The organism is Paenibacillus sp. Root52 (genome assembly GCF_001426865.1).
Classification (GTDB): Bacteria; Bacillota; Bacilli; order Paenibacillales; family Paenibacillaceae; genus Paenibacillus.
The window spans coordinates 470,933-495,848 of record NZ_LMFO01000001.1 but is presented as its reverse complement, the minus strand read 5'-3'; the positions used below and the strand labels follow the sequence as shown (position 1 = coordinate 495,848).

Genomic DNA, 24,916 nt, shown 5'->3' with positions numbered 1-24,916 from the left:
AGTTTTAGTTAGAACAGTGCGTTCTCTTTGTCATAACGACGTACGAGATAATTAGCAATCAGGATAATGATTAAAGTGAGTACGGACTGATAAAGACCCACTGATGAAGCCATACCAAAGTCTTGTGTGCCCATAAGAGAACGGAAAACTAATGTATCAATAATATCTGTAGCATTCATAAGCGCCCCGTTGTTGCCGATTAGCTGGTAGAACATATCGAATTCACCGCGCATGACTCGTCCAAGTCCAAGTAATATCAGTACCACCGCTGTAGGTTTCAACAACGGGAGCGTTATTTTCATAATTTTTTGGAACCGACTAGCTCCATCAATGGTTGCTGCTTCATATATCTCCTGATCAATCCCGACAATCGCTGCCAGGTATAAAACACTTCCAAACCCAACCCACTTCCACACATAAAGTAAAGGAAGCAATAGGTACCAGTAGCTTTCAGTTGAATAGATATCCATAGCTTCCAAACCGAGATTTCTCAGGAATACGTTGGCTATACCAAACTCATAGTTGAAAAAGTTATAAACGAACGCTGACACGGTAACCCAGGATATAAAGTAAGGCAGAAACATTAATGTCTGAGCAGTTTTTTTGAAAAATTTGTTATACGTCTCTGATAGCAGTACTGCAACCAATATCGAGAACAGCGTATATAATCCTAAGAACACTACGTTGTACAAGATCGTGTTTTTTGTGACGATCCATGCTTTACCTGACTGAAAGAAGTACTCGAAGTTCTCGAGCCCATTCCAGGGACTCATGAAAATTCCATCCCTGTAGTTGAATTCTTTAAAAGCCATTACAATACCGGTCATCGGTATATAGGAAAAGATGATAAAAAAAACAGCAATCGGTACAAACATTAAATACAAAACCCAGTTTTTCTTTATCTCCTGCAATGGAGACAGCCCTTTTATTTTTTTGGGTTTGCTCACTACAGATCGCTCTAAATTGACTTTCATACGCTACCTCCTTCTAAATGCCTCTCTCCTTTCACATTGTAATGGAACGGTGATTCTCATCCTACGAGGGAAAGCTCTGATCTTCTTTAATATTCTTTGTTAACGCTTACTTTTTTGGAATAAAAATTTGTACAGAGGTTCCCTCGCCCAATTGACTTTTGTATAACAATCCGTACTGAGATCCATAATTTAGTTTAATACGCTCCTGAATGTTCCATATGCCAAATCCCCCCGTACCTTTGCTAACCGAGCTGTTTAGAATATTTTCTAACACCTTTTCGTCTATACCGATACCATTATCAATAACTTCCACAAGCAAGTTTCCTTCATCTGTTCTTGCGGAAACAAGTATTTCACCTTTTTCAGAATCGGTTTCCAAAATTCCATGCAAAATTGCATTCTCAATCAGAGGCTGAAGCATAATTTTCGGTACTTCACAATGTAACAGCTCTGGTGGAACGTTCATGGTCAATGTGATTGCGTTATTAAATCGCATATTCTGAATCGATACATAGGATTCCACATGCGTGAGTTCACTCTCCAAAGTGACACTTTCTCTGCCATTAGATAAGCTCAACCTATAGAATAAGGCTAATCGATCCACTACTTTGGAGATTTCCCCATTTCCGGAGTTGATCGCCATCGCATTGATCAGTTCCAGGGTATTGTATAGAAAATGAGGATTAATTTGTGCCTGTAGCGCTTTTAGCTCCTTATTTTTGACTTCACGCCCAAGCGTATAGGTCTCCTCAAGTAATCTTGATACATTATCCACCATCACATTAAAATTACTAATTAGCTCACCAATTTCATCCTGATTGACCGGAAGTGGATTCATGCCAAAATCGCCATTCTTGACCTTACGCACATGTCTCGTAAGTTTGCGTAAACGTTTAGTCGCAGAACCCGCAACGACGAATGATAGAACCAATGTGAGAGGAATGATCAACAAAAATATAAAGATTAACCGATCACGCATAGCATTGCTTGATTTCAAAATATCCGTATAAGGTACAATCATCGCTACACGCAGATCCGTTTCAGGTATCTCCTGCAGACCTAACAGAATCCGCTGTCCATTAAACTCCAGATTATCTTCCCAAATATTCATACGTCTTCCTGTCAAAGCCTTTGACAATATCTCTTCAAAATCTGTAGTTGTATATTCAAAAGTCTTAGAGGTACTGAGAATTTCACCCTGTTCGTTAAATAAAGCAACGGAAGTGGACGGAGTCGCCATAGCATGTTCCAGTATAGATATCATTGTGCTCTGTGAGATCTGAGCCCGTACAATACCGTCCATTTTCGTGATGTTATGAGGACTTGGAATAACGCGCAGTACTGATATGGCATTATTGTCTTTTTTTTCTTCCATGACCGAAGAAGGCAGCCAAGTCAGGACAGAATGGCTGTCTAAGAAGTTTCTGAACCAGAGACTGTGCTTCAAATTCTTCATACTCAAAAAATCCGTACTCTCTGTCACTGATGCGAGCCCCTGTTCCATATAGACCTGCACGGATTCAATATCCGAATTGTAACTAAACTGTCCCACGACACGGCTTAGTCTGTTTGCATCCAATCCCCAGAGGTTAACATCCTCATACCGTTTGGGATCTTCAGAGACAAGATTCTGAACCGTGTCACTGAATGCAATTGAATTCAACACTTCTTTGACCATTTCAGCACGATATTGCAGATGCGACTTGGTCTCCTCCAGCATTTTTTGAGCTGAGTACTTTGCCTGCTTCTCTGTTTCATTTGTGCTCAGATACAGATGAAGCAAGAGCAGCAGAATCAGAGGGAGGATGATAACCATTAAATAGGAAGCAAACAGTTTGTAACGGATACTAAAGTCAGCGAACGTCCTCCAGTTAATCCGTTTCATTTGGCCATCCTCTCCCTGTACTCCGAGGGCGTGCAACCTGCATATTTCTTGAAGAAGGTTGTGAAGTAGTTGGCATCAGTAAAACCAGTCAGATCAGCTACTTCATACAGTTTTAGCCCCTTAGCCAATAGAAGTTCTTTGGCTCTCTCCACTCTCAGGGAAGAGACGTACTCTTTAATTGTACTTCCCCTCTGTTTCTTGAATAAGGAGCTAAGATAAGTCTCATTTAAACCCACATGATTGGCAATATCCAGAATTGCAAAACCCTTTTCGTGAAAGCGTTTGTGTACATACTGCAGTATCTCTCGCATCTTGGCGGAACTGCCGTCCTGTTCAGGCGATAACTGGAACAGGTCCAGGAAGGAAAGAATGTACTCTTCCATACTTGAGAGATCGGGAACTCGGTCAATTTCCTTCCAGATGTATCGACGTTCTGTATCCTCATCCGTATCCGTGAACCCTAACTGTACAGCAACATCAAGAATGACCAGTAAAAATTGAAAATAGGAGTCCTTGAGCCGAATAATATCCAAATCACAAGCTATCCTTGCCTTCTTAGTCCAATTCATAATTATGTTGCGGGCAGCTTCAATATCTTCTTGTTGGAGAAAGTTACGTAAACGGCGAACCAAATCCCAATCCGTAGCCAGTTCTTGGTTATCTCCAAGTTCACTGGCAAAAATTAATCGACTGCCATCGCTATAGTAATGAAGACTACACGCATCCATCGCTTTTCTATAGGAAGCTGGAATTCGTATTCGTTCTTTTACTGATTCTCCAACTCCCATCGAAAAACGGATATTATTTCCTATAAGTTCGGTTACTTCTGCATAAAGCTTCTCTAGTACACTACGTTGCTCCCTATAGCTGCTACCGTATGCTTCAGGCAGGATGAAAATCAAAAATTGTCTAGAATCGAATCCACAAATACAACGAAGTGAGGCAAGTGTGCTATTCATACTCAACCTACGTAACAGATCCTCCTGTAACTGCCTTGAATCTTCAATGTACTGAAGCGGTTTCCAGTATATTGAAGAGACGATCACAGTGTACTCTCCTTCCGCAGGCAGAAGAAACGTCTCTCTGCTCTCAAGAGCTTTCTGTACATTGAGCGAACTCGGAACTGTGATTAACTTACGAACCATCTCCTGTCTCAGATAAGGGAGTCCTTCATCATAGGCATTCTGCATTTGGCGTTCTTCAAGTCTTTTCTTCTCATCATGTTGCCTTGCCTTAACGGCTGCCCTGACTGCCTCTCGGACTTTATCCAGATTAATTGGCTTCTCAATGTAGTCAAGTGCGTTCAGCCGGATTGCAGACATTAAGTACTCTTTATCTGAGAATCCACTCATAAACAGCAGTTTGCATGATAAATCTTCTTCCCTGAGTAATTTAGCAAATTGTATGCCATCCATCTTCGGCATCCGGATATCACAGAGAACAATATCAGGGAGAAAAACACGGCTTAAGTCTAGAGCAGCCAATCCATTACGTGCAGTCTCCACTTTACAAATACCTAATTCCATCCAATCCACATGATTACACAGCATTTCCCTGGTTCTGTCCTCGTCATCTATGATCAGCAGCTTCATGATGTATTCCTCCTAAAAATCTCGATTGCATTAAGTTATGATAACAAGAAAGCCGGTGGATTCCCCCCGGCTTAAATCTTCATTTATTAAAAGTAGTCAATACCCGCCCTTTTAAATGGACTATTGTGACATATTCTTAAAGTAGGGATTATGAAATCTCCATACTTGTCTATGATGATTCATTCATTTTATTACTGTTGAGGTGTACAATCTACGGGGTAAAACTTGGTTATTCTTTGTTTATTTTGTTAGCGCTTACTTATAAAATGCCAACCCACCTTCATTTTAAGCTAACTCCAGCAGGAAGTGAACTGCCGGAATAGTACCGTCAAGATTAAAAACTACACCACCATCAGCGGGAGTTCCTACAATGTTGACAAGAGGCGTACCCACTGTATCCAGAGCCGTGAGCGTTGCCTTCTGGCTTTGGACAATCAAAGAACCTTCAGCGGTATCTGCATACAATTTACCTTGATGATCAACTATCGTAGTAAAACCATCAGAAGTAAAAATCGTTTCGTCCATTCCAGTAGGACCGAGTAACGTGATAAGAAATGATTTGGCAACGTCTATGTGATCGCAGTTCACAGGTAATAAAGCGGCGGACAAACGATCATTGTAAGCATTCAGGACAATATCCTTTGTGAGCTTAATACCTCCGGCAGGATCTCCACTAAAGTAGCTACAACCTGGGGTGTGGATACCGAACGTACCCGCAATGGGATCAAAGTTTATCTCACCAGTATCAGAGATTAGGGCATTAGCAACTAAACCACGGTCACTAGGTAGAAGCCCCCAACGCTTGAGTGCTGTGTCTATCTTGGATGCAAAAGCGGTATAATCACCATTGCCAGCCAATGAACTGATGTCTTCAAATACCAGTAGCCTGTCGCCCAATTTCGCACCAGTCAATTCTTCATCAGTCTGCTCTGCAAGTCTCTCTAATCGTCCTGTACCAGACGTGTGTCTCATGGCATCCCTAAAGGAAGACCAAGAGAAGTAAACTGCGTGCTTGGCCTGAGAGAGATCACCGTTGTTAACAAAGCCTCCAGTGATCGCGACATCGGCATCGCCAGTATAAGTATCCCCCTGATCCAGAAATACGTTACGTAGGCTAGTGATGTATGGAAGAAAAGTATTCGGCATGCTAAATGAAGACGGAAGGGTTTTAAGATCATTTTTGGTGAAAACGAGATCCACTTGGTGCTCAGCCGGGCGTACCAAACTTCCCAGAAATAATGATGCCATAAAACCAAACTGGCAAATAAGTGACGGATCATTGTAAGCATCAAAAATGTCAGTGATGACATCATCCGGCTGGTCGTTCCAGCTTTCTGAAGTATGATAACAATAGACCATAAGACCGTCCCAGTCATTCAGACAAGCATATGCTGCCATGGATATAAATGCCGTGGAGTGAAAAGGATTAACACCATACTCATTCCATTCGCTCAGGATAAAAGGTTTACCGGCAACCACTGCTGTAGTAGCCATTTGCAGCATTTCAGTACGCATATATATTCCATCCTTGTGTACAGTCAGCGGATTAGAAGTCACGTACTCCCGCATCCCCGGCACCACAAGAGTTTCTTGGTGAAATGGCGGCATTGGATGGTTAAAGTATGTATTATTCTCCATAATATCCCCGTCTATATGGGAATAAACATCCGCTGTACCATTCAGGAGGTTGCTTGTGTTTACAGGGACTTTTGCTCCTAACGATCTGATATGATCAATCATGGTGTTGTAGTAACGACGATTTACATCAATACCAAATTCCATAAAATCGGCATAACGTGCCGGGCTTACATTCCCTGCCCAATCCCCCATTGGATCATTAGTTACCTGATAGAAGCTGCCTTCTGGAAAACGAACCGTTCCCGCTTCCGGATCTTCCTCTTCCCCAAGTGCACAGATATCGTTATACGTCCAAGCTTTCGCAAGATTCTTCCTTGAATCGTACTTGGCAAGCAGGTGCCGGTTAAAACGACGCTGTAACTCCTCTCGATATGGTATTATGCCTTTCTCATTCTTAATGTCTTCCGTCCCCCGAAAGATGGAATCCTCATTATTGACCTGAATGGTCATAACTACAGGGTCGTCAATTAAAGCCAGTCCGGTATATGGATTCACATGACATAGGAGATTGGTTGCAAATTCCTTCTGAAGTTCAATTAATCTTTCATTAACGTGAGTGAAGCCTTTGAAGAAAAAAGGCGGTGAATCAGCATAATCCAGATCATCTCCGTTTTGAAAAACACGCGCCACCAGTAGATCGATCTGCACATAAATGCCCTTTTCCTTTAGCTTTGCAATGAAATAATCAAAACGATCAAGACCTTTCTCATTAAAGTTCCTGCTGGAACCGCTATCATAATCAATCAAAGGATTGTCCACACTTGAACTCCATCCAGAAGGACCAGGTGCAGCGTCAGCAGCATGAAGTCGAATGACATTAACTCCCATAGATGCAAAGCGCTCAGCCAATCGCTCAGCAGTATGATGATCAGGTGTATTAGAACGAGTAGGCAAATTGAAACCTATAAACTTCGCACGAGTGCCATCAGCAAAGTATAAATTGCCATCTCTAACTTGAGTGAAACCATGCTTACCCGCTGGAGCATCCAACAATTTCGAAAAATCCAATACCCCGTTATTGGGTGTTGCCTTGTCGATCTTAATTCTCTGCTTCATTCTTAGTCCTCCTTCATGTTATAGAGTTAATCCACCATCCACGGCGATGATGGAACCTGTAATGTAACGCGATTTATCTGAAGCCAGAAAGTCGACCATTTCCGCGATCTCGGATGGTTCAGCAAAGCGTCCGATGCGCATATTAGGAAACTCTTCTGGTGTATAGCCTGATTCCTGCATCATCGTAGGAACAGATTGTGTCAGTGCTGTATCGACACCACCAGGACAAATGGCATTCACGCGAATACCTTTACGAACGTATTCAATGGCCGCTGCTTTCGTCAAACCAATAACGGCATGTTTACTTGCTGTATATGCAGACATACTATGTTCAGCACGAATTCCTGCAGTGGACGCTGTATTAATGATTGAACCAAACCCCTGTGCGTTCATTATTGATAGCACCTTCTTTAATCCCAAGAAACTACCTCGTACATTTACGTTCATAACCCGGTCAAACTCCATTGTTTCAAGGTTCTCAAGTAAAGAGAACTTTTGCAAAACTCCGGCATTGTTGAAAAAGACATCTATTCGACCATAAGCTTCTATCGTAGCCTTCGTGTAACGTTCGACATCTTCTTCCTTTGTAACATCTGCCTGTAAAAACAGGCTCTCCCCACCTCGTTGCTGAATCAGATTAACCGTTTCCGTACCAGACACGGTGTTGAAATCAACAGCCACAATCTTGAAACCAGATTCAGAAAGTCTTAGACATGCAGCTCGGCCAATACCTCCACCAGCTCCGGTTACAATAGCAACTAGCCCATTTTCCAAATTGTTACTTCTATTTTGGACAGTCTCCGCTGAACTCGGCTGAGCAGTTGTAGAGATAGACGATAGATCTGACAAAATAACTGAAATAAGCTCTTCTGAAATATTGGCCTGTGGAATAGCACTAAGTTGCTTCAACGTAAAACTATTTGCCATGCTAATCATTGGATTAGTAGAGATCCCAGGCAAATATTTTTCTAAAATTTTTACGGCTTCTTCGTTGGCAAGCAATTCCTTTAACTTTGTGTTTTCTGTAAAAGCCACTTTAATCACCTCGTTTAGATTGTGGAACTAACACTAATTCTAATATTAAATATGTATTGTTTATGGTATGATTCTTATTAAAAAAGTATAAATCAATGTACTTGTAGGATGTGAATCGAATGAGATCAGCTCAAGCTGATGAACGCTTACATAACTCGTGCAAATTGTTACTAGAGAGCTTGCAACTACCTATCTGTTACACTTGGATGGATGATCATGACGAGATTTTCACTTACCTCCTGGAAGGTATACCAATTAATCCTCTTTTTAACCATCACTCAGAGCTTGTTGGGCTTCTGAAGCAACAAGTTCAACCTTTGCTTGTCCCAAATATTCATACAACCCCTTTAGGAGAATCCTTTATCGTTGTTCCGTTACTTGATGATCGTGTTATGGAGGCAATCATCGTTATTGGTCCTACTACCGTGATCTCGATGAACAACGAAATCATCAATGATCTGTTGAGAGAATGCCATTACACTGCGACACCTGAGTGGAATTCCTACTTGCAGCGACTACCTCTCTATTCAACAAAACGCCTTAATCATATCGGAATTTTGGTACACCATCTAATCAATGAAATCATGCTTGATATCACTGATATTATGGAAAAACATTTTCGATTTGAGCCTGAGTCTGATTCAAGTAAACTTGCCGAAATCGTCATTTCCGATCGACGGGAATCATTCGAATTCAGTGGTGTATTTGAGATCGAGAAACAGCTGTTGAGGTCTATTAAAAACGGGGATAAAACTGCCTTTAATCAAATGACACTTACGGCTAATTACGATGGCCCTGGTATTCTGTCTAACTATAACCAGTTGCGAAGGATAAAAAATCTTGGCATCTATTCGATTGCACTCGCTGCGCGAGCTGCGATTGAAGGAGGTCTATATCCAGAAATCGCTTATACTCTCAGCGATCTTCATATTCAGCATATCGAAGATCTTCGTGAATACAGTGCGGTAGTTGCTGCCATTGGCGATGCATTAATAGACTTTGTTGATCGGGTTTCTAACAGTAAACGGAAAAATTTCTCCAAGTCCATTGCGTCTTGCCAGGAATATATTTTTAACCACTTATATGAAAATATTACTTTGTCTGTTCTAGCCAAAAAGGCTGGTTTACAGGAAAATTACTTGTCTCAGCTCTTCAAGAAAGAAACAGGAGTGACGATTACCCAGTTCATTCAAGCAGAGAAAATTGAAGAAGCAAAAAAAATGTTGGAATTAACCCAACTACCTGTTACTGCAATAGCAGCTAAATTGAATTTTTATGATCAAACCCATTTTATTAAGATCTTTAAAAAACATACAGACCTGACACCGAAAAAATACAGAGACAAGAACAAATTTAACATTGTGAACGACGATGAAGAGTAAATTAGGGCGGACAACATCTTTAATAAAATCAAAAGCTCATCATGTTCAATACATGATGAGCTTTAAAATGAAAGACCAAGTACTGCTATATCGCTTAACCCTTAACCGCTCCCAGAGCTAAACCTTTGACAAAATATTTCTGTAGAAAAGGATAAGCTAGCATAATGGGAGCAATGCTGATTACCGCAATAGCCATGCGGAAAGCCTCTGTTGGCAGCTCTTGCATGGAGTCGCTTGCCAATGAACTAACTGAACTGTTGTTGGAAAGAAACTGGATGTTACTCATCAGTTGGTTCATCACGGTTTGCAAGCTGTATAGTTTAGGATCAGTAAGATAAATCAAACCATTGAACCAATCATTCCAATACATAAGTCCTTGCAACAAACCCACAACAGCCAATATAGGCAATGAAAGCGGTAACACAATTTTCCGATAAATTGTAAACTCTCTAGCCCCGTCTATACTTGCCGACTCCAAAACCGAGGAAGGTACTGTCGTCATGAAAAAACCTCTCATCATCAGCACACTAAATCCGTTCATTAATAATCCTGGAATAATAAGAGCTGCAAGTGTATTTTTCAGATGGAATATTTGAGTATATATGATGTAAGTTGGAGCTAATCCTCCGTTGAATAACAAAGCAAAGAACAAAAGGAATGCTACAAATTTGCCACCAGGCAAATCCGGTCTTGAAAGAGGATAAGCTAGCATTGAAGTAATAAGTAAACTGGATGCAGTTCCAACTACGGTAACAAAAATTGTGATTCCATACGCATTAAAAATGAGAGAGGATTGCTGCCATATATATTCATAAGCTGCAAAACTAAATGTCTCCGGGAAGAAGGAGTAGCCTTGTTGAATAATAGATTGCTCATCAGTTAATGAGGATATGACAAGAAGCAGGAATGGACATATACATGCAAGAGACAACAAGATCAAAATAATATTAGAACCCCAATGCCATAAACGTTCTTCTTTAGCCATCACAATACCTCCTAGAACAACGCATTTTCTTTGTTAATTTTTCGAACCGTATAATTTGAAAGAATGACAAGGATAAAACCTACAACAGATTGGTACAATCCTGCCGCAGCAGACATCCCAATATCACCAAGCTGCATAAGTGCGCGGAATACATACGTATCAATAACATTTGTTGTACTGTATAAGGCACCGGAATTCATGGGCACTTGATAGAACAATCCAAAGTCTGAGTAAAAAATACGCCCTATACTTAATAGGGTCATCATGACAATAATTGGTGTGATTAATGGAACTGTGATCTTACGTATCTGCTGCCATTTACTAGCGCCATCCAACTTGGCTGCCTCATAATACTCCTTATCAATACCAATAATGGCTGCAAGGTACACTACACAGGAGAAGCCTATACCCTTCCATAAGTTTACGATGACCAATATGAATGGCCAGAATTTGGGCTCATTATACCAAGATACAGGGTCTATGCCTAAGGCCGGCAGGATCGTCTTGTTCATTAGCCCTACATTCACACTTAGTAACGAATACACCAGATAACTTACCAGAACCATAGAAATTAGATAAGGCAGCAGTAACACACTTTGATAGAACTTGACTGCCAACTGATTCTTGATTTCATTCAGTAGAATAGCTGTTCCCACTCCAACAATAAGTCCGATAATAATAAAAGCTGCATTATATAGAATGGTATTACGGGTAATAATGAAAGCATCGGACGATGAAAATAAAAATTTGAAGTTGTCCATACCATTCCAGTCACTACCCCAGATTCCCTTTGCGAAATTAATATCTTTAAATGCAATGCTTATTCCATACATAGGCATATAGTTGTTAATGATCAGATAAGCAACTCCGGGTAACATCATTAAATAAAGGGAACCATATTTCCATAGTGTCCTTCTTGCACCATTTAATCTGCCTTTCATCATTCAGCACTCCCTTCTTTCATTACGATCTATTGTTGATCTATTGTGACGTTGAAATGACAGTTAATTCTGTTCTTGTACCCATTCATCAAGCTGCTTTTGCTTCTCTGCAATCACCTTGTCAATGCCTGCTGCTTTTAAGCTTTCTATAAATTTAGGCAGGATTTTATCCGGGTCTACACTCCCTGTTTCAAGGGGAAGCGCGTATTGAGTAATAACATTGCCGATAGATGCTACCTCAGTCTTCACTGTCGATGAATCAAAAGTAAAACCCAATGCTTTTGATCTCGTAGCCGATGCATTAAACTGTTTTACTTTCTCCCACAATTCAGGGTCAGTCCCCTCCCAGACGTTTGCTATGAATTGATTACCAAATAACCACCCCATATTCATATAGTATCCCGAACTTTGAGCATTAACGCCTTCAGGAAAACCAATAATATTACCAGATTTGATCTCATAATGCTTACCCTCAATACCCCATATCAATAAGTTGGCAATTTCCTTATCAGAGTACATCAGATTCAGAAATTCCATCGCCTTATCCGGGTTCTTGGAGTTTACAGTGATTCCCCACATCGTATTTGTTATTTGAGATGTTGTGGAAACAGGAGGCTGTGAGAATTTATAAACCTTCATCTCCACACCATTAGACTTAGCTGTTTCGCTTAGTGCTGCCGGATGTGCACTAGTTAGAAATGAGAAGCCGCGTTCAGAATTTATCAGATCTGATGGATTAGCTTGATTGGTTGAAGCATCTTGTAGAATTAACCCTTCCTGATACCACCTCCTAAGCATTTTAAGCTGCTCAGCATATTCTTTAGTCTCATACAGATTAACTACTTTTAAATTATTATCGTAATTTGGAAGAACACCTATAGTGTTGCTAAGTTCATCAAATGTTTTGTAATTATTAAGTATAGATGCACCTACAGTAGACGGGATTAAAGGTGCCATGTTGGGTTCTCCAGCTTTAACTGTTTTCAGCACTTCTTCCAGATCCTCAATGGTTTGCAGTTTACTAGTATCAACACCATACTTCTTAACAATATCTTTTCGCATGGACACTCCGTTAACGACAGCCATTTCATGCAAAGTTGGCACACCGTAGATAATCCCATTCACTTTTGAGGCATCTAGATAGGCAGGATCCAGAGCCTTAACAATTCCTTGTCCATGGCTTGTTAATAGCCCATCTAGTGGAATCAATTGCCCTTGTAGAACGGACTGGCTGTAATTATAAATGCTAGGCATCAGATCAAGTTGTTCTCCACTGGAAAACATCAAATTGGTTTGCTGCATCCAGTTGGAAAAGCTTATGGGTATTAGTTTCACCCTCACGTTGATTTTCTGTTGAGCTAATTCGTTAACGGCATCTTCAATAAGAGACATGTCTTTTGGTAGTGCACCAAAAATAGGAAATGCGACCTTTAGTTCAGTCACATCTTCATTACTTTTCTCACCTTGATTGGTACTACTGTCCTCACTACTGCATGCAGATAATAGCAATACCGATGCTAGGATCAGTACGCTGAATAACTTCAATTTCTTTTTCATAATTCTTCCCCCTCATGATCATTTTTCTACTTATGACAACCTTTAAATGTGTGGTGTTCAGAAGTGGATACTTATAGTTTACAGAGTACTCGCCTGCAATTCTGCTGTTTGTACGACCTTTCAATATTCATTTAACGACTATGATTAGTACATCAGCCTAAGCAATAAAATGAACCGGTCAAGTGTAAACTTGACTGGCTCATTTATTAAAATATTGCTATATAGTTGCATAAACTAAAGTCGAGTGTCCTCTTCGACTCCGCTAATTATAATTTTGCTTTTGGATTGTTGATGTGTATTGCGAAATTCATTCGGATTCATATTGGTATGCTTCTTAAACATCCGTGAAAAATGAGAAAAATTCACATATCCAATATGGGAAGCTATTGCACTAATTTGCATATCGGTTTTTATCAAGAGTTCTTTGGCGATTCTTAACCTTTCTTGAAATAAGTAATCAGATACAGCAATACCCGTTTCTTTTTTAAAAATACGTGTTAGGTAATCTGGATTAAGAAAGACATGATTGGCAATTTCTTCTCGGGAAATATCCTTGGATATATTAAGTTGTATGAACTGCATTACTTTCTGTACAACAGTTAATGATTGTTCTACCGAATGTACATATTCTTTTGCTTTTATTAACGTGTGTTCAACCCACTCAATTAAATTGGTTAAGGAACGAGTAGCATTCAAACTCATTTGCTGTGAAAATGAATCACTGTATAATTGATGCGCTTGAATCCCTTTTGTTTGTAGTACAAAATACATCATCTGTTGAAAGTCCTGGTAGACACGGTTCAAAAGATCGGCGTTTAGAACCCCTCTATCCAGACCATTTAAATACTCGGTAGATTCACTTAATACTTCATCAAATGAATCTTTATTTAACATAACACTCCATAACTTGATATTTGCAGCCTCATAATGTGAAGAGTTGATTTGAGATTTAGATAGGAAAAACACTTTATTGTTGTATGCAACATTATTGCGATCCAATTCATTAAGTTTGTTCACCATATCCAACATTTCATGACCATGAACAGGTTGTCCAATATAACATGAAATGTCACAATAAAAATAATGACTGCATTCCTCAACATAGCGTTGCCCTTCTTGCTCTAATGCGGCTGTGAGATCCTCTTTTTCTTCTAAAGAAAGTATGGTAAGTATTCTTCTATTGCTTAGCGCAATAACCAATCCTTCTTTTTTTGACTTAAGAAGTATTTCCTCAGCAGAATTTTTAAGACCATACTCCAATATCTTCTCCTCACGTAAGGTCAGGGATTTATGCCATCTTTGAATGTTAATCAAGATTGGTAAAAATAACATTTCAGCTAGATATTCAATATTTCGATCGGCAGCAGCGAGACTCAGAGCTTGTGGATTGGATGGAATAGTTTGATTCAGAATATCCTGCCAGAACCGTTCGTTTAACATTGGTTGAAGTTGAAACCAGAATTGCCCAAATTGACTAATTTGAATAAACTCTGCTTCTTTGTGAATCCTTTCTTTTGCTTTGAGGATTACCTTTTCCAGTTCATTGAATGGTACAGGCTTTAAGATATAATCTAAACTTCCTAATCGGATTGCCTGCTTGGCATAGTCAAAATCAGCGTGACACGTTAGAAAAATAGTTTCTGTTTGAGGAAATCGTTCTCGAACCCATTGGGCTAACTCCAAACCGGATGCTTGAGGCATCTCGATATCACAGAGCATGATATCAATACGCTTTTCCTCAAACAATTCTTTTGCCTGCTTAACCGTATGCGCCGTTAAAACTTTATCAATCCCCAGCTTACTCCAATCCATACCCAGGCGAATCCCTTCCACAGCATGTATCTCATCATCAACAATAATTAACTGGTACATAGTAATATAAGCCACCTTTCTAGAGCTCTTCAGCGTAAGGAAGTCGAACCACTACTACAGCGCCTTGGGGAAAGCCATTATAACAGGATAATGACGCATCCTGACCATATAGTAGAAGTAACCTTTTCTTAAGATTCCATATGCCTATGTGTTCACCTTTCTCATCAACGATTCGGTTTCCCGAACGAATTTGCGTCAATACATCTTCAGGAAATCCTCTACCCGTGTCTCTAATAATGATTTCAATAAATGGATTTAAACCTGTTTCTCGTAATTCAAGTATGACCGAGAGATGCAAAGGTTCCTCTAAAGTAACGCTATGTTTGATTGAATTCTCAAGAAAAGTTTGAATGAGCAGTGGAGGGATGTTTAAATGTTTTAACATTTCAGGATATTCTATAGTACAAGTCACTTGTTCTGGGAAACGCAATTCCTGGATTCGAACATAATTGCGGACATGTTCAAGTTCCTCAGTTAGCGTTACAAAGGAAAGATTGCTTCGGAACATAAACCTGAAGTAGCGAACCAGGCACAGGGTCATATCTTGAATAAGAGTAAAATTCTTCACTTGAGCCAAGCTATATAGAATGTTTAACGAATTCATAAAGAAATGAGGATTAATCTGAAGTTGGAGGTGCTGAAGTTCGATTCTCTGCTTACTCAATTGTTCTTCATACACATCAATTTTCAATTTCTCAATTTGTTTAATCATCATATTAAAAGTGTGGTATACCATTAAAAATTCGTCGGATGTTTTGTAATCCTCAACGCGAACATGCAATAAGCCTTTATTAATTTTATTCATGACTGCAATGAGACGGTTTAAAGGCACTAACAAGGTGCGATGTAGAAAATATAGACTTATTGGTACTAATGCAATGGCAGAAAATGATATCCAACCAATTAACCATGATAACATAGGCAGGTTTTGCAAGATCTGATTGTTAGGGATGATTGCAGCCAGACTGAAATCCCCTTCACTAGAGGATTGCCCAACAACCATCAAGTTGTTTCTGTCACCGGTTAGATAATAATGTTGAAATCCTTTCGTAAGATCAACATGTTCAAGATCTAAATCCGAACGAACCATCGGTTTCCCTGCAGATGTGATGAGAAGTCCGCTACCATTTTCCCCAAAATCTATTAAACTCAGAGGACCAAGTAGTGTATTAGCATTAACCCAGGCACCAATAAATAAGTTATCTGCTTCAGTGACACGGAGGAGATAACTTTGATCACCAACATTTTGTATATACCACGAGTTGCTTGGCATTTGGGACGAATCAGATAATTGATTTAAGTGTTTAATTAGATTTTGTTCAACTTCTATCCGTTCGGGGAATGGAACGGAAGATTGCGAAATATCTAATAAATCTTGACGGTTGGGTACATAAACAAAAAATGCATCAATAGATTTGTATAAGAACATACTATTGGACAGATCAACTGAAGCATTATACTTCGCTATTTGATATTCATCTTCGGAGTTTGGCGTACCCATGGACTGAATATCAGAGTTCGTTGTGGCCAGTCCGAGTATATTCTTCTCGGCAAGTTCTAACCGGTCATCAATCTGGTTCATATATAAAGAGATCAAATTCTTGTTAGAGATAGCTACTTGGTTACGGACCACATCGATACTGTAGCGATTGTTGTAAATAAGGAGAGTTATGAGCGGTAATGTAACAACAAACAAGCCCACAACCAGTTTGAAACGAATCGAGTTCCATGAAAAACGAGGAAAATGTATACCCATTTTTATTCCTCCTATGTATTGAAAGTAGGACCGTAGTATCTAGTAACCATAACTGCTTACTCTTATTAATTTGATCATAATTCAGAAATTATTTCTACCAAATTCATGACATCTCACTGTGCTTATGCCGACATCGTGTCTTAAATGAATCTTCCGTTTCTAATTTAAGATTTAATGTTTAGTTAAATTGAAAATCTGAATATCAAATAAGAAGTCACCACAGGGGTAACTTCTTATTTGAATAAATGAATTCATTAACTAACTCAACTTCATAATGAAGCTGATTGCGAGACTGTGTGGACCGCTGTGAGAACAGATCGCACAGCCACCTTCAATAATAAATACATCACGTATACAGGTTTCTTCAAGGATTATATTTCTGACCCATTCTGCTGATTCCGCCTCCAAAGTATGGGCTATAATAACCTGATCATGATCAATACGGTGAATATGTGAAAGAATGCTATCTAACAGTTTACGGAGAACTCGCTCTTTGTTCCCACGGTATTTCACACCAGAGAAAACGCGGCCTTGTCTTACATAAAGGATTGGCCTGATTCGAAGGATACTTCCAACTAAATGTTGTAGATTACTTACTCTTCCGCCTTTATGTAAATAATCAAGTCCATTTACTAGTACGTTTAATTGTACTTCATCTCTCAGCTGATGAATTTTCTCTGAAATACTTAGTGCACTTTGTCCCTCTACTGCAGCTCTGGTAGCCAAGAGAACAATCATGGCTGCTCCAGCCGATACATTTAATGAATCTATCACAGTTATTCGACCAGCCGGAAATTCTCTCGCTGCAATTAGGGCGTTCTGATAAGTAGACGATAACTCAGAAGACATACTGATAAACAGTACATCTTCTCCATTTTCAATTGCAGGACTGAATATTCGAATAAAATCAGCAGGTGAAGGTGCTGCAGTCTTTGGCAACTTGCCAGATTCCTCTACCCTTCTGTACATCTCATGGGTATCTATCTCGATACGATCGAGAAACGATTCGTCTTCAAATACAATATGCAAGGGCACAATGCCAATGTTGTATTTCATGATCCATTCCTGAGGGATATCCGATATGCTATCCGCAAATATGCGAACTTTTGCCATATTCCTTCCTCCTTATTCCGATTTCTTCTGGTTATTCATTACCGACTCTCCCTCAACATCAATATTCGGCAAGATTCGATTTAACCATTTCGGCAAATACCATGCACTCCGACCCAGGATCGTCATAATCGCTGGAACCAGTGTCATTCGAACAATGAAGGCATCAATCAATATACCGAAAGCTAGAGCAAGTCCCATTGATTTTATAATGGTGTCTTCTGCGAATATGAAGCTGGCAAAGACAGCAATCATGATAAGTCCAGCTGCGGTAACGACTGGCCCGCTGTGAGTCATACCACTTTTGACAGATTTAAGTGCATCTCCAGAGTGGTTGTAATCCTCACGCATACGACTCACAAGGAATACCTCATAGTCCATCGCAAGACCGAACAGGATACCCGTAATCAAAATCGGCAGGAAGTTTAAGACAGGCCCAGGTTCTGGAATTCCGAATAGACTACCCAAATAGCCATCCTGAATGACCCACACAACAAAACCAAGTGTAGCACCCAGGGTAAAGAGGAATCCAAGGACAGCTTTGATTGGAACCAAGATGGAGCGGAATACCATCATCAACAATACAAATGCAAGTCCAACGATTAATAAGGCAAATTTAGGCAAGGCTTCAGACAGTTTCTCTGAAATATCAATGTTAACGGAAGTGGTTCCAGTAATAAGAACTTGAACTTTATCCTCTTTAAAGATTGTATCTGCTTGATTCCGAATGGACTTTACAAGTTCTGTAGTACGAATATCATGCGGACCTGTTTTAGGTAGCACATTGATAATGGCTGCATTACCCGAAGGACTTGGAATAATCGGGCTCACACTAGCTACACCTTTTAGCTTCTCAATAAATGCAGTAGATTTGGCAATATCAGCCTGAGGATCAGAGCTCCCAGCTGCCTTGGCAACAATAATTAGAGGGCCATTAAACCCTTCACCGAATCCTTCTGCAAGCAGATCATATCCACGGCGCTCTGTTGTTTCAGTTGACTTTAGACCATTATCAGGTAAACCAAGCTGCATATGCATGAACGGAAGTGTGCAAACCGTTAAAATAACAATACATAAAATGGTCGTCAACCACGGTTTTCTTGTTACAACTTTGCCCCAAAAATTTTCGGATTTATGTTTCTTCTTGCTTCCTGACCATTTGCGAAGCCATTTGTTCTCACGTGCAGGGTTGATTCGTTCTCCTGCCGCTGCGAGTACTGCAGGTACAAACACTACAGCAATGATAACTGCGACAAAAACACTTACTGCAGCTGCTAGCCCCATCGTCGTAATAAACGGAATTTGCACAACCGACAAACCCACAAGCGCAATGATTACTGTTAGACCAGCAAATACGACAGAGCTACCTGCAGTTGCATTAGCCTGAGCTATTGCTACATGGCGTTCGAATCCTTCTGCAAGCTGCTGGCGATATCTCGACATGATGAACAGGGCATAATCAATGCCTACAGCGAGTGCAAGCATCACTGCAAGTGTAATGGAGAATGAGGACATCGACACAAAATTCGAACCTATAATAATCGTCATAAGTCCAATTCCCAGTCCGATTACAGCAGTCAGAATCGGCAGACCAGCTGCAAGAAATGAGGTGAATGTGAATGCCAAAATCATGAAAGCAATCAAGATCCCAATGACCTCTGATGTACCTCCAACTTCAAGTTCGGACAGGGCAACACTACCAGCAAGTTCTGTTTGGATACCTTTATCATTCAAGGAATTTGCAACTTTAAGTGCATGTTCTTTGGATTTTTCGGTTACTTCTGCTGCAGGTAACTTGTAAGTGACATCTGCATAACCAATTTTTTTATCCTCGCTTAATGTATAGCCATCATAAGGACTAAGGAAGGATTTTACCGCAGAATCTGTTTCCATATTCTTTAGTGCTTTATTAATCAAATTTTTATTAGCTGGCGTTTCCAAGGTACCTTGCTTTACCTTAAAGACCAATCTAATTTGTCCTTCGTCTGCTGAGGGGGGAAATTCCGCCTTTAGTACATCTGCTGCTTGTTCAGATTTAGTTCCTGGAATGGTCATTGAACCAGTGAAGGAAGGACCCTTTCCTAAACCAATGGAAGCAAGTAAGATCAATAAAACAATGCCTCCTATAATGATCATCTTACTTTTTCTAACCGACCATTCGCCTAGTCGGAATAATAATTTTGCCATGTGTAATAAATTCTCCTCTCAATTCCCATATCTTGAGTTGTCTTAATGACGAGCTCATGCATTCATCTTAACTTGGAATAACAATTAATGAATCGTACAAAAGGGCACAATGCCAATGTACTTTCGGGAAGAACGAGAGGGAATGTTGAGTACAGTATTCATTCAAAAATCACAGCCGATTTTCACTTTGAAAACCTATCAGCGATTTTCCTCTTAGCAAGCCTAGATATAAAAAAACAGCGCTACCTCGTAACTGGCTCATGAGGCACGCTGTTAAGTTCAATACAATACGATGTGAAATTATAAGTGAAGAATTCCTTTTTCCACGGAGACAGCAACAGCCTCAGATCGTGAATCAACCCCTAGTTTATTATAAATATTTGTAAGATGAGCTTTAATTGTTCTTTCTGTCACTCCCATATCAAAGGCAATTTCCTTGCTGCGCAGCCCACGTGCAACGGCTTGGAGAATTATTAATTCTTTCTCTGTTAGCAGGGTATTGCTCTCTAATTTGACATTGACAACGGTTTCTCTTTCTCTGAATGAAAATACACGTGCCGTTACCTCAGGTTGTAACAATGTTTCACCACGGAGTGCAGATTCTAAAGTACGGAATAAATTTTCCCGACTTGTATCTTTAAGAAGATATCCTTTCGCACCAAGAGCCAGACCGTTGATCATCAGGTCATCCTCATTGTATGTAGTCAAGATAATCACTGGAATCTGAATTTGTTTTTCATGCATCTTCTTCAACGTATCAAGCCCGCCTAGACCACCAGGCATATTTAGATCAAGTAAAATAACATCTGGTTTTAGATCCTCCATGAGCTGCAAAGCTGCTATACCTTCTTCTGCTTCACCTGCAACAGAAAATTGATCATTCGTTTCTAAGATTAACTTGAGGCCTTCTCTTACAACCCAATGATCATCAACAATTAAAACTGAACTTTTCATTTACTGTTACCTCCTAAGCTACAAGGGTAGAATTAGCTTAATGACTGTCCCCTGATTTTGGCTTTCAATTTGAATTTGTCCCCCGATTAAACGGGCACGTTCATGAATCCCTATTAGTCCATAATGACCTGACTGCTTACCAATCTTCTCAACATTAAATCCTCTTCCGTTATCTTGAATACATACACGGAGTTCATCTTTCCTGTTTTCCTCAATAATAATTCGAACCTTATTTGCCTGTGCGTGTCGTGCTACATTCATAAGTGATTCACTCACAATATGAAGAATGTGTTCCATTTTAAAGCCAGATATAGGCCTATTAATTTCACAAGTGATATCGGTCTTAATACCCGTTGCTATAACAAAACGATCAATTGTATCATTCACAGCATCACTAAAATCAATCGAAGGAGTAGCCCTGCTTCTTAAATTATCTATTGCTTTTCTAGCATCAGCCAACGTCTCTCTAGCTTGTCCCATAGAATTAATAATAATCTCGTGAGCACGTTCGGTTCTTCCTTTGCCTAGATGGGCATCGACAGCTTCTAACTGCATAATGACTCCTGCTAAACCCTGAGCAAGTGTATCATGCAAATCTCTGGCAATCCTCTGTCGTTCATTAGCAAGCGTAAGTTCCTCAACCTTCTGATGAGCGAGTTCCAAATCTAATAAAAAAGTTTGTGTTCTGAATCTTGCGTTGACCTGCCTATAAAACAGAACAGCGTATGCCACTACTACAATTATCATAAGTAACAGAAGAGGAATGAGTACAGCTAACTCTTCTGCACCTTTTAGTAAGTATATATTCATAATAAAACAGAAATATAAACACAAAGCAATGAGTACTACTTTAGCTGTTTCATAAAAAATCGTTATTGTTTGCCCAATTAATACAGGGATTAAACCAATCAAGACGGCAGGAAAACCATCTGACATTAACATCGCACTTCCAAAAATCAACATCCCCTGGATTACCACATAAATTGATCTGGAATGTCTGATGATTTGATTAACACGCCAGTATAAATATATATGTAGTAACATAACTATTCCAAAAATAACACTTTGCAGCAATATCGGAGTCGACATCGTTTGCCATACAATAGTAATAATGGATACAATTATTACCCAGACAATGACTGGTATCCGTGTAGAAGCAATTTTATCTTCATCGTTAGCCATTCCCGAATTCAAAAAACTTGACTGTTCAACTGATTTACTCATTGGTTCACCTCACTAATATCATTCCATAATTATATAATGAATTGTCAGTGAATGTATGTACTTAGGTACATGTCCGTTTGGGCAATTCCATGAATTTTTGAAGAATAATTATTACTCAACGACCAGTCGAGCCGACACTAATCTCAAAACTATAAAGTACTAATGGAGGTATATTCGTTTTTGAGCAGAAAAAATCCCCTTCAATAGGCAAGATTGAGTTCATCTTAACAGATGTCTCTCTTATCTTGCTTACCACAAGGGGATGTAATCAACTTAACGACTTTTTATTAGTTGTCTACCTGGATTTTGTAGACCACTCGTTTATGAGCACATCGATCACTCGTTGATCGTTCGTTTATATGCTTCAATGCCCAGGGCAAGTGCCCCGTATAATCCTGCTTGTTGTCCCAAGCCTGGTGGAACAATGTACTGATCGATATTGTGCAACAGCTCAGAAGCATTCACATAACCGTTGAGATTTTGTAAAACCTGCTCTCGAATCATTGGAAACAGATGTGTTTGTTGCATGACTCCACCGCCCAAGATTACCTTCTGAGGCGAAGTTAACAAGATAGTTGTTGTAATGGACTCTGCGATATAGAAAGATTCGATTTCCCAAGCCAAATGACCTACTGGTAGCGAGCTACCGGGTTCTTGCCAACGCCCTTGAATAGCCGGCCCCGATGCTAATCCCTCTAAACAATCGCCATGATACGTGCATAATCCAGCATAAGTATCCTGCGGGTGCCGTCTTGTTCGGATATGGCCACCCTCTGGATGCAACAATCCATGCATCCCTTTTCCTCCGGCGATCAATCCGATACCAACGCCCGTGCCAATCGTATAATAAACGCAGTTGTTCAGTCCCTGCGCCGCTCCCCATGTTAATTCACCAAGTGCCGCTGCATTAACATCCGTATCCCAACGGACGGGAACATTGAATGAACTCTGTATAATCCCAACCACATTACAGTTCTCCCATCCGGGTTTGGGTGTTGTTGTAATATAACCATATGTGGGGCTATCCACTTGCAAGTCAATTGGACCAAAGGAACCAATCCCTAATGCAGAAACTTTTTTATCATTGAAGTAGTCTATGACCTTAGTGAGTGTGGCCTCAGGGTATTCTGTGGGAAAACTGCACCAGTCTTCAATGTGCCCTTGCACATCGCCCACTCCACATACAAATTTCGTCCCACCTGCTTCTATAGCACCTATACGCATCTACCCGTCCCCTTATTTTTATTATTCATTGACATTGACCTTTTCAGGAGACAATTCGTAGATATGAAGAGATGATAAGATCAAGCTCTCATTGTCAGCTGCAATTGATATTCGATTCGCATCTACATCTGGATAGATCAGATCCGTAAGAACGGCCTCACCATCGTTAGCAAAAACCTCAACAGAAGAAGAATCTACATAAATCTGCAATTGCTGTTCTCCACGTCTAGCGTGAAAATTGGCTGTATGAATTCCAAGAAAATGCTCGTGAAAGTTAACAATTCCTGATCTTCTTCGATCGACATAAACTTCCTGCTGATTAGGATCTAGACCAACGACCGTTTGTTGATCTGAGCTATTTCTCAAAGTAAAATGAACAGATTGATCAGAATCCCATTTTGCAACAATTTCATAACTCAGAAGCTGCAATGACTTAAGGTGACTATTAGCTTCGCTAACAGAAACGTTCTGTAGCGAAATTAACGGTATTCGGGCTTGTTCCAGTTCACGTGCAGGACGTTGAATCAATGTAACTTTACCGTCAATTGTCTCTAAACTCAGTTCCCGTGCGATTGTCATGGCACCTCGATAGCTTTCTGTCGGTGTATGGTTGGCATACATCCAATTGCTCATCCAGCCCATGAACAAACGTCTGCCGTCTTCTTGCGGAATATCTGACCAACTGACTCCCGCGTAGTTGTCCCGTCCATGGTCAAGCCAACGAACAAACCGGGAATTTTCATCAGCTACGAATGTCGATCCATCAAAATCTCCGATAAAGTACTGCGTACGGGAACCTTCCTTGAAAGCAGGGTCAGCCCCTATGCTGACAATCATGACCCATTTTTCTGTTTGAGTGTCGTTATCGACTGCTAGCGGGAACAGGTCGGGACATTCCCATACGCCATCATGTGAACCGATTCCTTCCCCAAATTCACTGCATAAAGTCCATTCTTTTAGATTGGGAGATCGATACAGGCATACCGTCTGTCCACAGGCAATTATCATGATCCAGTGCTTGCTATACTCATGCCAGAACACTTTGGGATCACGAAAGTCCACTATAGATTCATGCCCCAATACCGGGTTCCCCTCATATTTATTCCATGTACGACCCTTGTCCTGACTATACGCAAGGCTCTGACGTTGAACCGGTTGCTCATTAGGTACTTCCAGGTGATGAGTGAATATCGCCACCAGTCCTGGCTCACCATCAAAGAACCCGGAAGTATTATTCCAATCCACTACAGCACTACCGGAAAAGATCGTACCGTGTTCATCAGGCGCAATAGCTACAGGGAGTTCTTCCCAAGTAATTAGATCCTTGGTCACAGCGTGTCCCCAATGCATCGGTCCCCACGTTGTGCCAAACGGATGATACTGATAGAACAAGTGGTATTCCCCTTTAAAAAACACCATGCCATTGGGATCGTTCATCCAATTTTCGCGAGGTGAAAAATGATAGTTACTTCTATAATCGTTTGTTAAAATCGTAGACATAATGGTTCTCTCCTTTTTTGTCAAACGGTATGCCTGAGATATTG

17 protein-coding genes are annotated in these 24,916 nt (G+C 40.2%); 1 reads left to right on the top strand and 16 read right to left on the bottom strand.

Going from position 1 to position 24,916, the window contains the following annotated elements; translation table 11 throughout:
- Nucleotides 1–8: 8 nt before the first annotated feature.
- The 5 genes from ASD24_RS02150 to ASD24_RS02130 all read right to left on the bottom strand — a co-directional run bounded on the left by ASD24_RS02150 (nucleotide 9) and on the right by ASD24_RS02130 (nucleotide 7,919).
- Nucleotides 9–974, bottom strand: coding sequence for an ABC transporter permease (locus ASD24_RS02150; protein ID WP_056690824.1), 966 nt, complete (start codon nucleotides 972–974; stop codon nucleotides 9–11).
- A gap of 106 nt (nucleotides 975–1,080) precedes the next feature.
- Nucleotides 1,081–2,859, bottom strand: a complete 1,779-nt coding sequence (locus tag ASD24_RS02145; protein WP_056690821.1) for a sensor histidine kinase — start codon at nucleotides 2,857–2,859, stop codon at nucleotides 1,081–1,083.
- Entirely contained in the window at nucleotides 2,856–4,451 is a 1,596-nt protein-coding gene (locus ASD24_RS02140) for a response regulator (protein ID WP_056690817.1), read from the bottom strand. The genes ASD24_RS02145 and ASD24_RS02140 overlap by 4 nt, the downstream gene beginning before the upstream one ends.
- A gap of 285 nt (nucleotides 4,452–4,736) precedes the next feature.
- Complete coding sequence (locus tag ASD24_RS02135; RefSeq protein ID WP_056690815.1) at nucleotides 4,737–7,145, bottom strand: cellulase family glycosylhydrolase; 2,409 nt, start codon at nucleotides 7,143–7,145, stop codon at nucleotides 4,737–4,739.
- Between the two features lie 18 nt (nucleotides 7,146–7,163).
- A complete protein-coding gene (locus ASD24_RS02130) occupies nucleotides 7,164–7,919 on the bottom strand; it encodes an SDR family NAD(P)-dependent oxidoreductase (RefSeq protein WP_056692494.1) in 756 nt (251 codons plus the stop codon).
- Nucleotides 7,920–8,299: 380 nt separating this feature from the next.
- Between ASD24_RS02130 and ASD24_RS02125 the strand changes: the two genes are divergently transcribed.
- Nucleotides 8,300–9,562: a helix-turn-helix domain-containing protein gene (locus tag ASD24_RS02125; RefSeq protein ID WP_056690813.1), complete on the top strand. Its 1,263-nt coding sequence runs from the start codon at nucleotides 8,300–8,302 to the stop codon at nucleotides 9,560–9,562.
- Between the two features lie 94 nt (nucleotides 9,563–9,656).
- On the opposite strand, the gene ASD24_RS02120 is transcribed toward ASD24_RS02125, so the two are convergent.
- From ASD24_RS02120 to ASD24_RS02070, 11 genes are all read right to left on the bottom strand, one after another.
- A complete protein-coding gene (locus tag ASD24_RS02120; protein ID WP_056690812.1) occupies nucleotides 9,657–10,547 on the bottom strand; it encodes a carbohydrate ABC transporter permease in 891 nt (296 codons plus the stop codon).
- An 11-nt stretch (nucleotides 10,548–10,558) separates the two neighbouring features.
- On the bottom strand, nucleotides 10,559–11,491 hold the full coding sequence (locus ASD24_RS02115; RefSeq protein ID WP_235540277.1) for an ABC transporter permease: 933 nt from the start codon (nucleotides 11,489–11,491) through the stop codon (nucleotides 10,559–10,561).
- Between the two features lie 60 nt (nucleotides 11,492–11,551).
- Nucleotides 11,552–13,045 (bottom strand): ABC transporter substrate-binding protein, encoded by a 1,494-nt coding sequence (locus ASD24_RS02110; RefSeq protein ID WP_056690802.1) that lies wholly within the window; start codon nucleotides 13,043–13,045, stop codon nucleotides 11,552–11,554.
- Between the two features lie 234 nt (nucleotides 13,046–13,279).
- The gene (locus ASD24_RS02105) at nucleotides 13,280–14,917 is read right to left on the bottom strand and encodes a response regulator transcription factor (RefSeq protein ID WP_056690800.1); all 1,638 of its coding nucleotides are present in this window, start codon (nucleotides 14,915–14,917) and stop codon (nucleotides 13,280–13,282) included.
- A gap of 19 nt (nucleotides 14,918–14,936) precedes the next feature.
- On the bottom strand, nucleotides 14,937–16,673 hold the full coding sequence (locus tag ASD24_RS02100; RefSeq protein ID WP_056690798.1) for a sensor histidine kinase: 1,737 nt from the start codon (nucleotides 16,671–16,673) through the stop codon (nucleotides 14,937–14,939).
- Between the two features lie 258 nt (nucleotides 16,674–16,931).
- Complete coding sequence (locus tag ASD24_RS02095; protein ID WP_056690796.1) at nucleotides 16,932–17,786, bottom strand: DegV family protein; 855 nt, start codon at nucleotides 17,784–17,786, stop codon at nucleotides 16,932–16,934.
- A 12-nt stretch (nucleotides 17,787–17,798) separates the two neighbouring features.
- Complete coding sequence (locus ASD24_RS02090; protein ID WP_056690793.1) at nucleotides 17,799–19,970, bottom strand: MMPL family transporter; 2,172 nt, start codon at nucleotides 19,968–19,970, stop codon at nucleotides 17,799–17,801.
- 300 nt (nucleotides 19,971–20,270) lie between these two features.
- Entirely contained in the window at nucleotides 20,271–20,924 is a 654-nt protein-coding gene (locus tag ASD24_RS02085; protein ID WP_056690790.1) for a response regulator, read from the bottom strand.
- Nucleotides 20,925–20,942: 18 nt separating this feature from the next.
- Nucleotides 20,943–22,148 (bottom strand): sensor histidine kinase, encoded by a 1,206-nt coding sequence (locus tag ASD24_RS02080; protein ID WP_056690788.1) that lies wholly within the window; start codon nucleotides 22,146–22,148, stop codon nucleotides 20,943–20,945.
- Nucleotides 22,149–22,484: 336 nt separating this feature from the next.
- Nucleotides 22,485–23,372: an ROK family protein gene (locus ASD24_RS02075; RefSeq protein ID WP_056690786.1), complete on the bottom strand. Its 888-nt coding sequence runs from the start codon at nucleotides 23,370–23,372 to the stop codon at nucleotides 22,485–22,487.
- 21 nt (nucleotides 23,373–23,393) lie between these two features.
- Nucleotides 23,394–24,872, bottom strand: coding sequence for a glycoside hydrolase family 32 protein (locus ASD24_RS02070; protein WP_056690783.1), 1,479 nt, complete (start codon nucleotides 24,870–24,872; stop codon nucleotides 23,394–23,396).
- Between the last annotated feature and the right edge of the window lie 44 nt (nucleotides 24,873–24,916).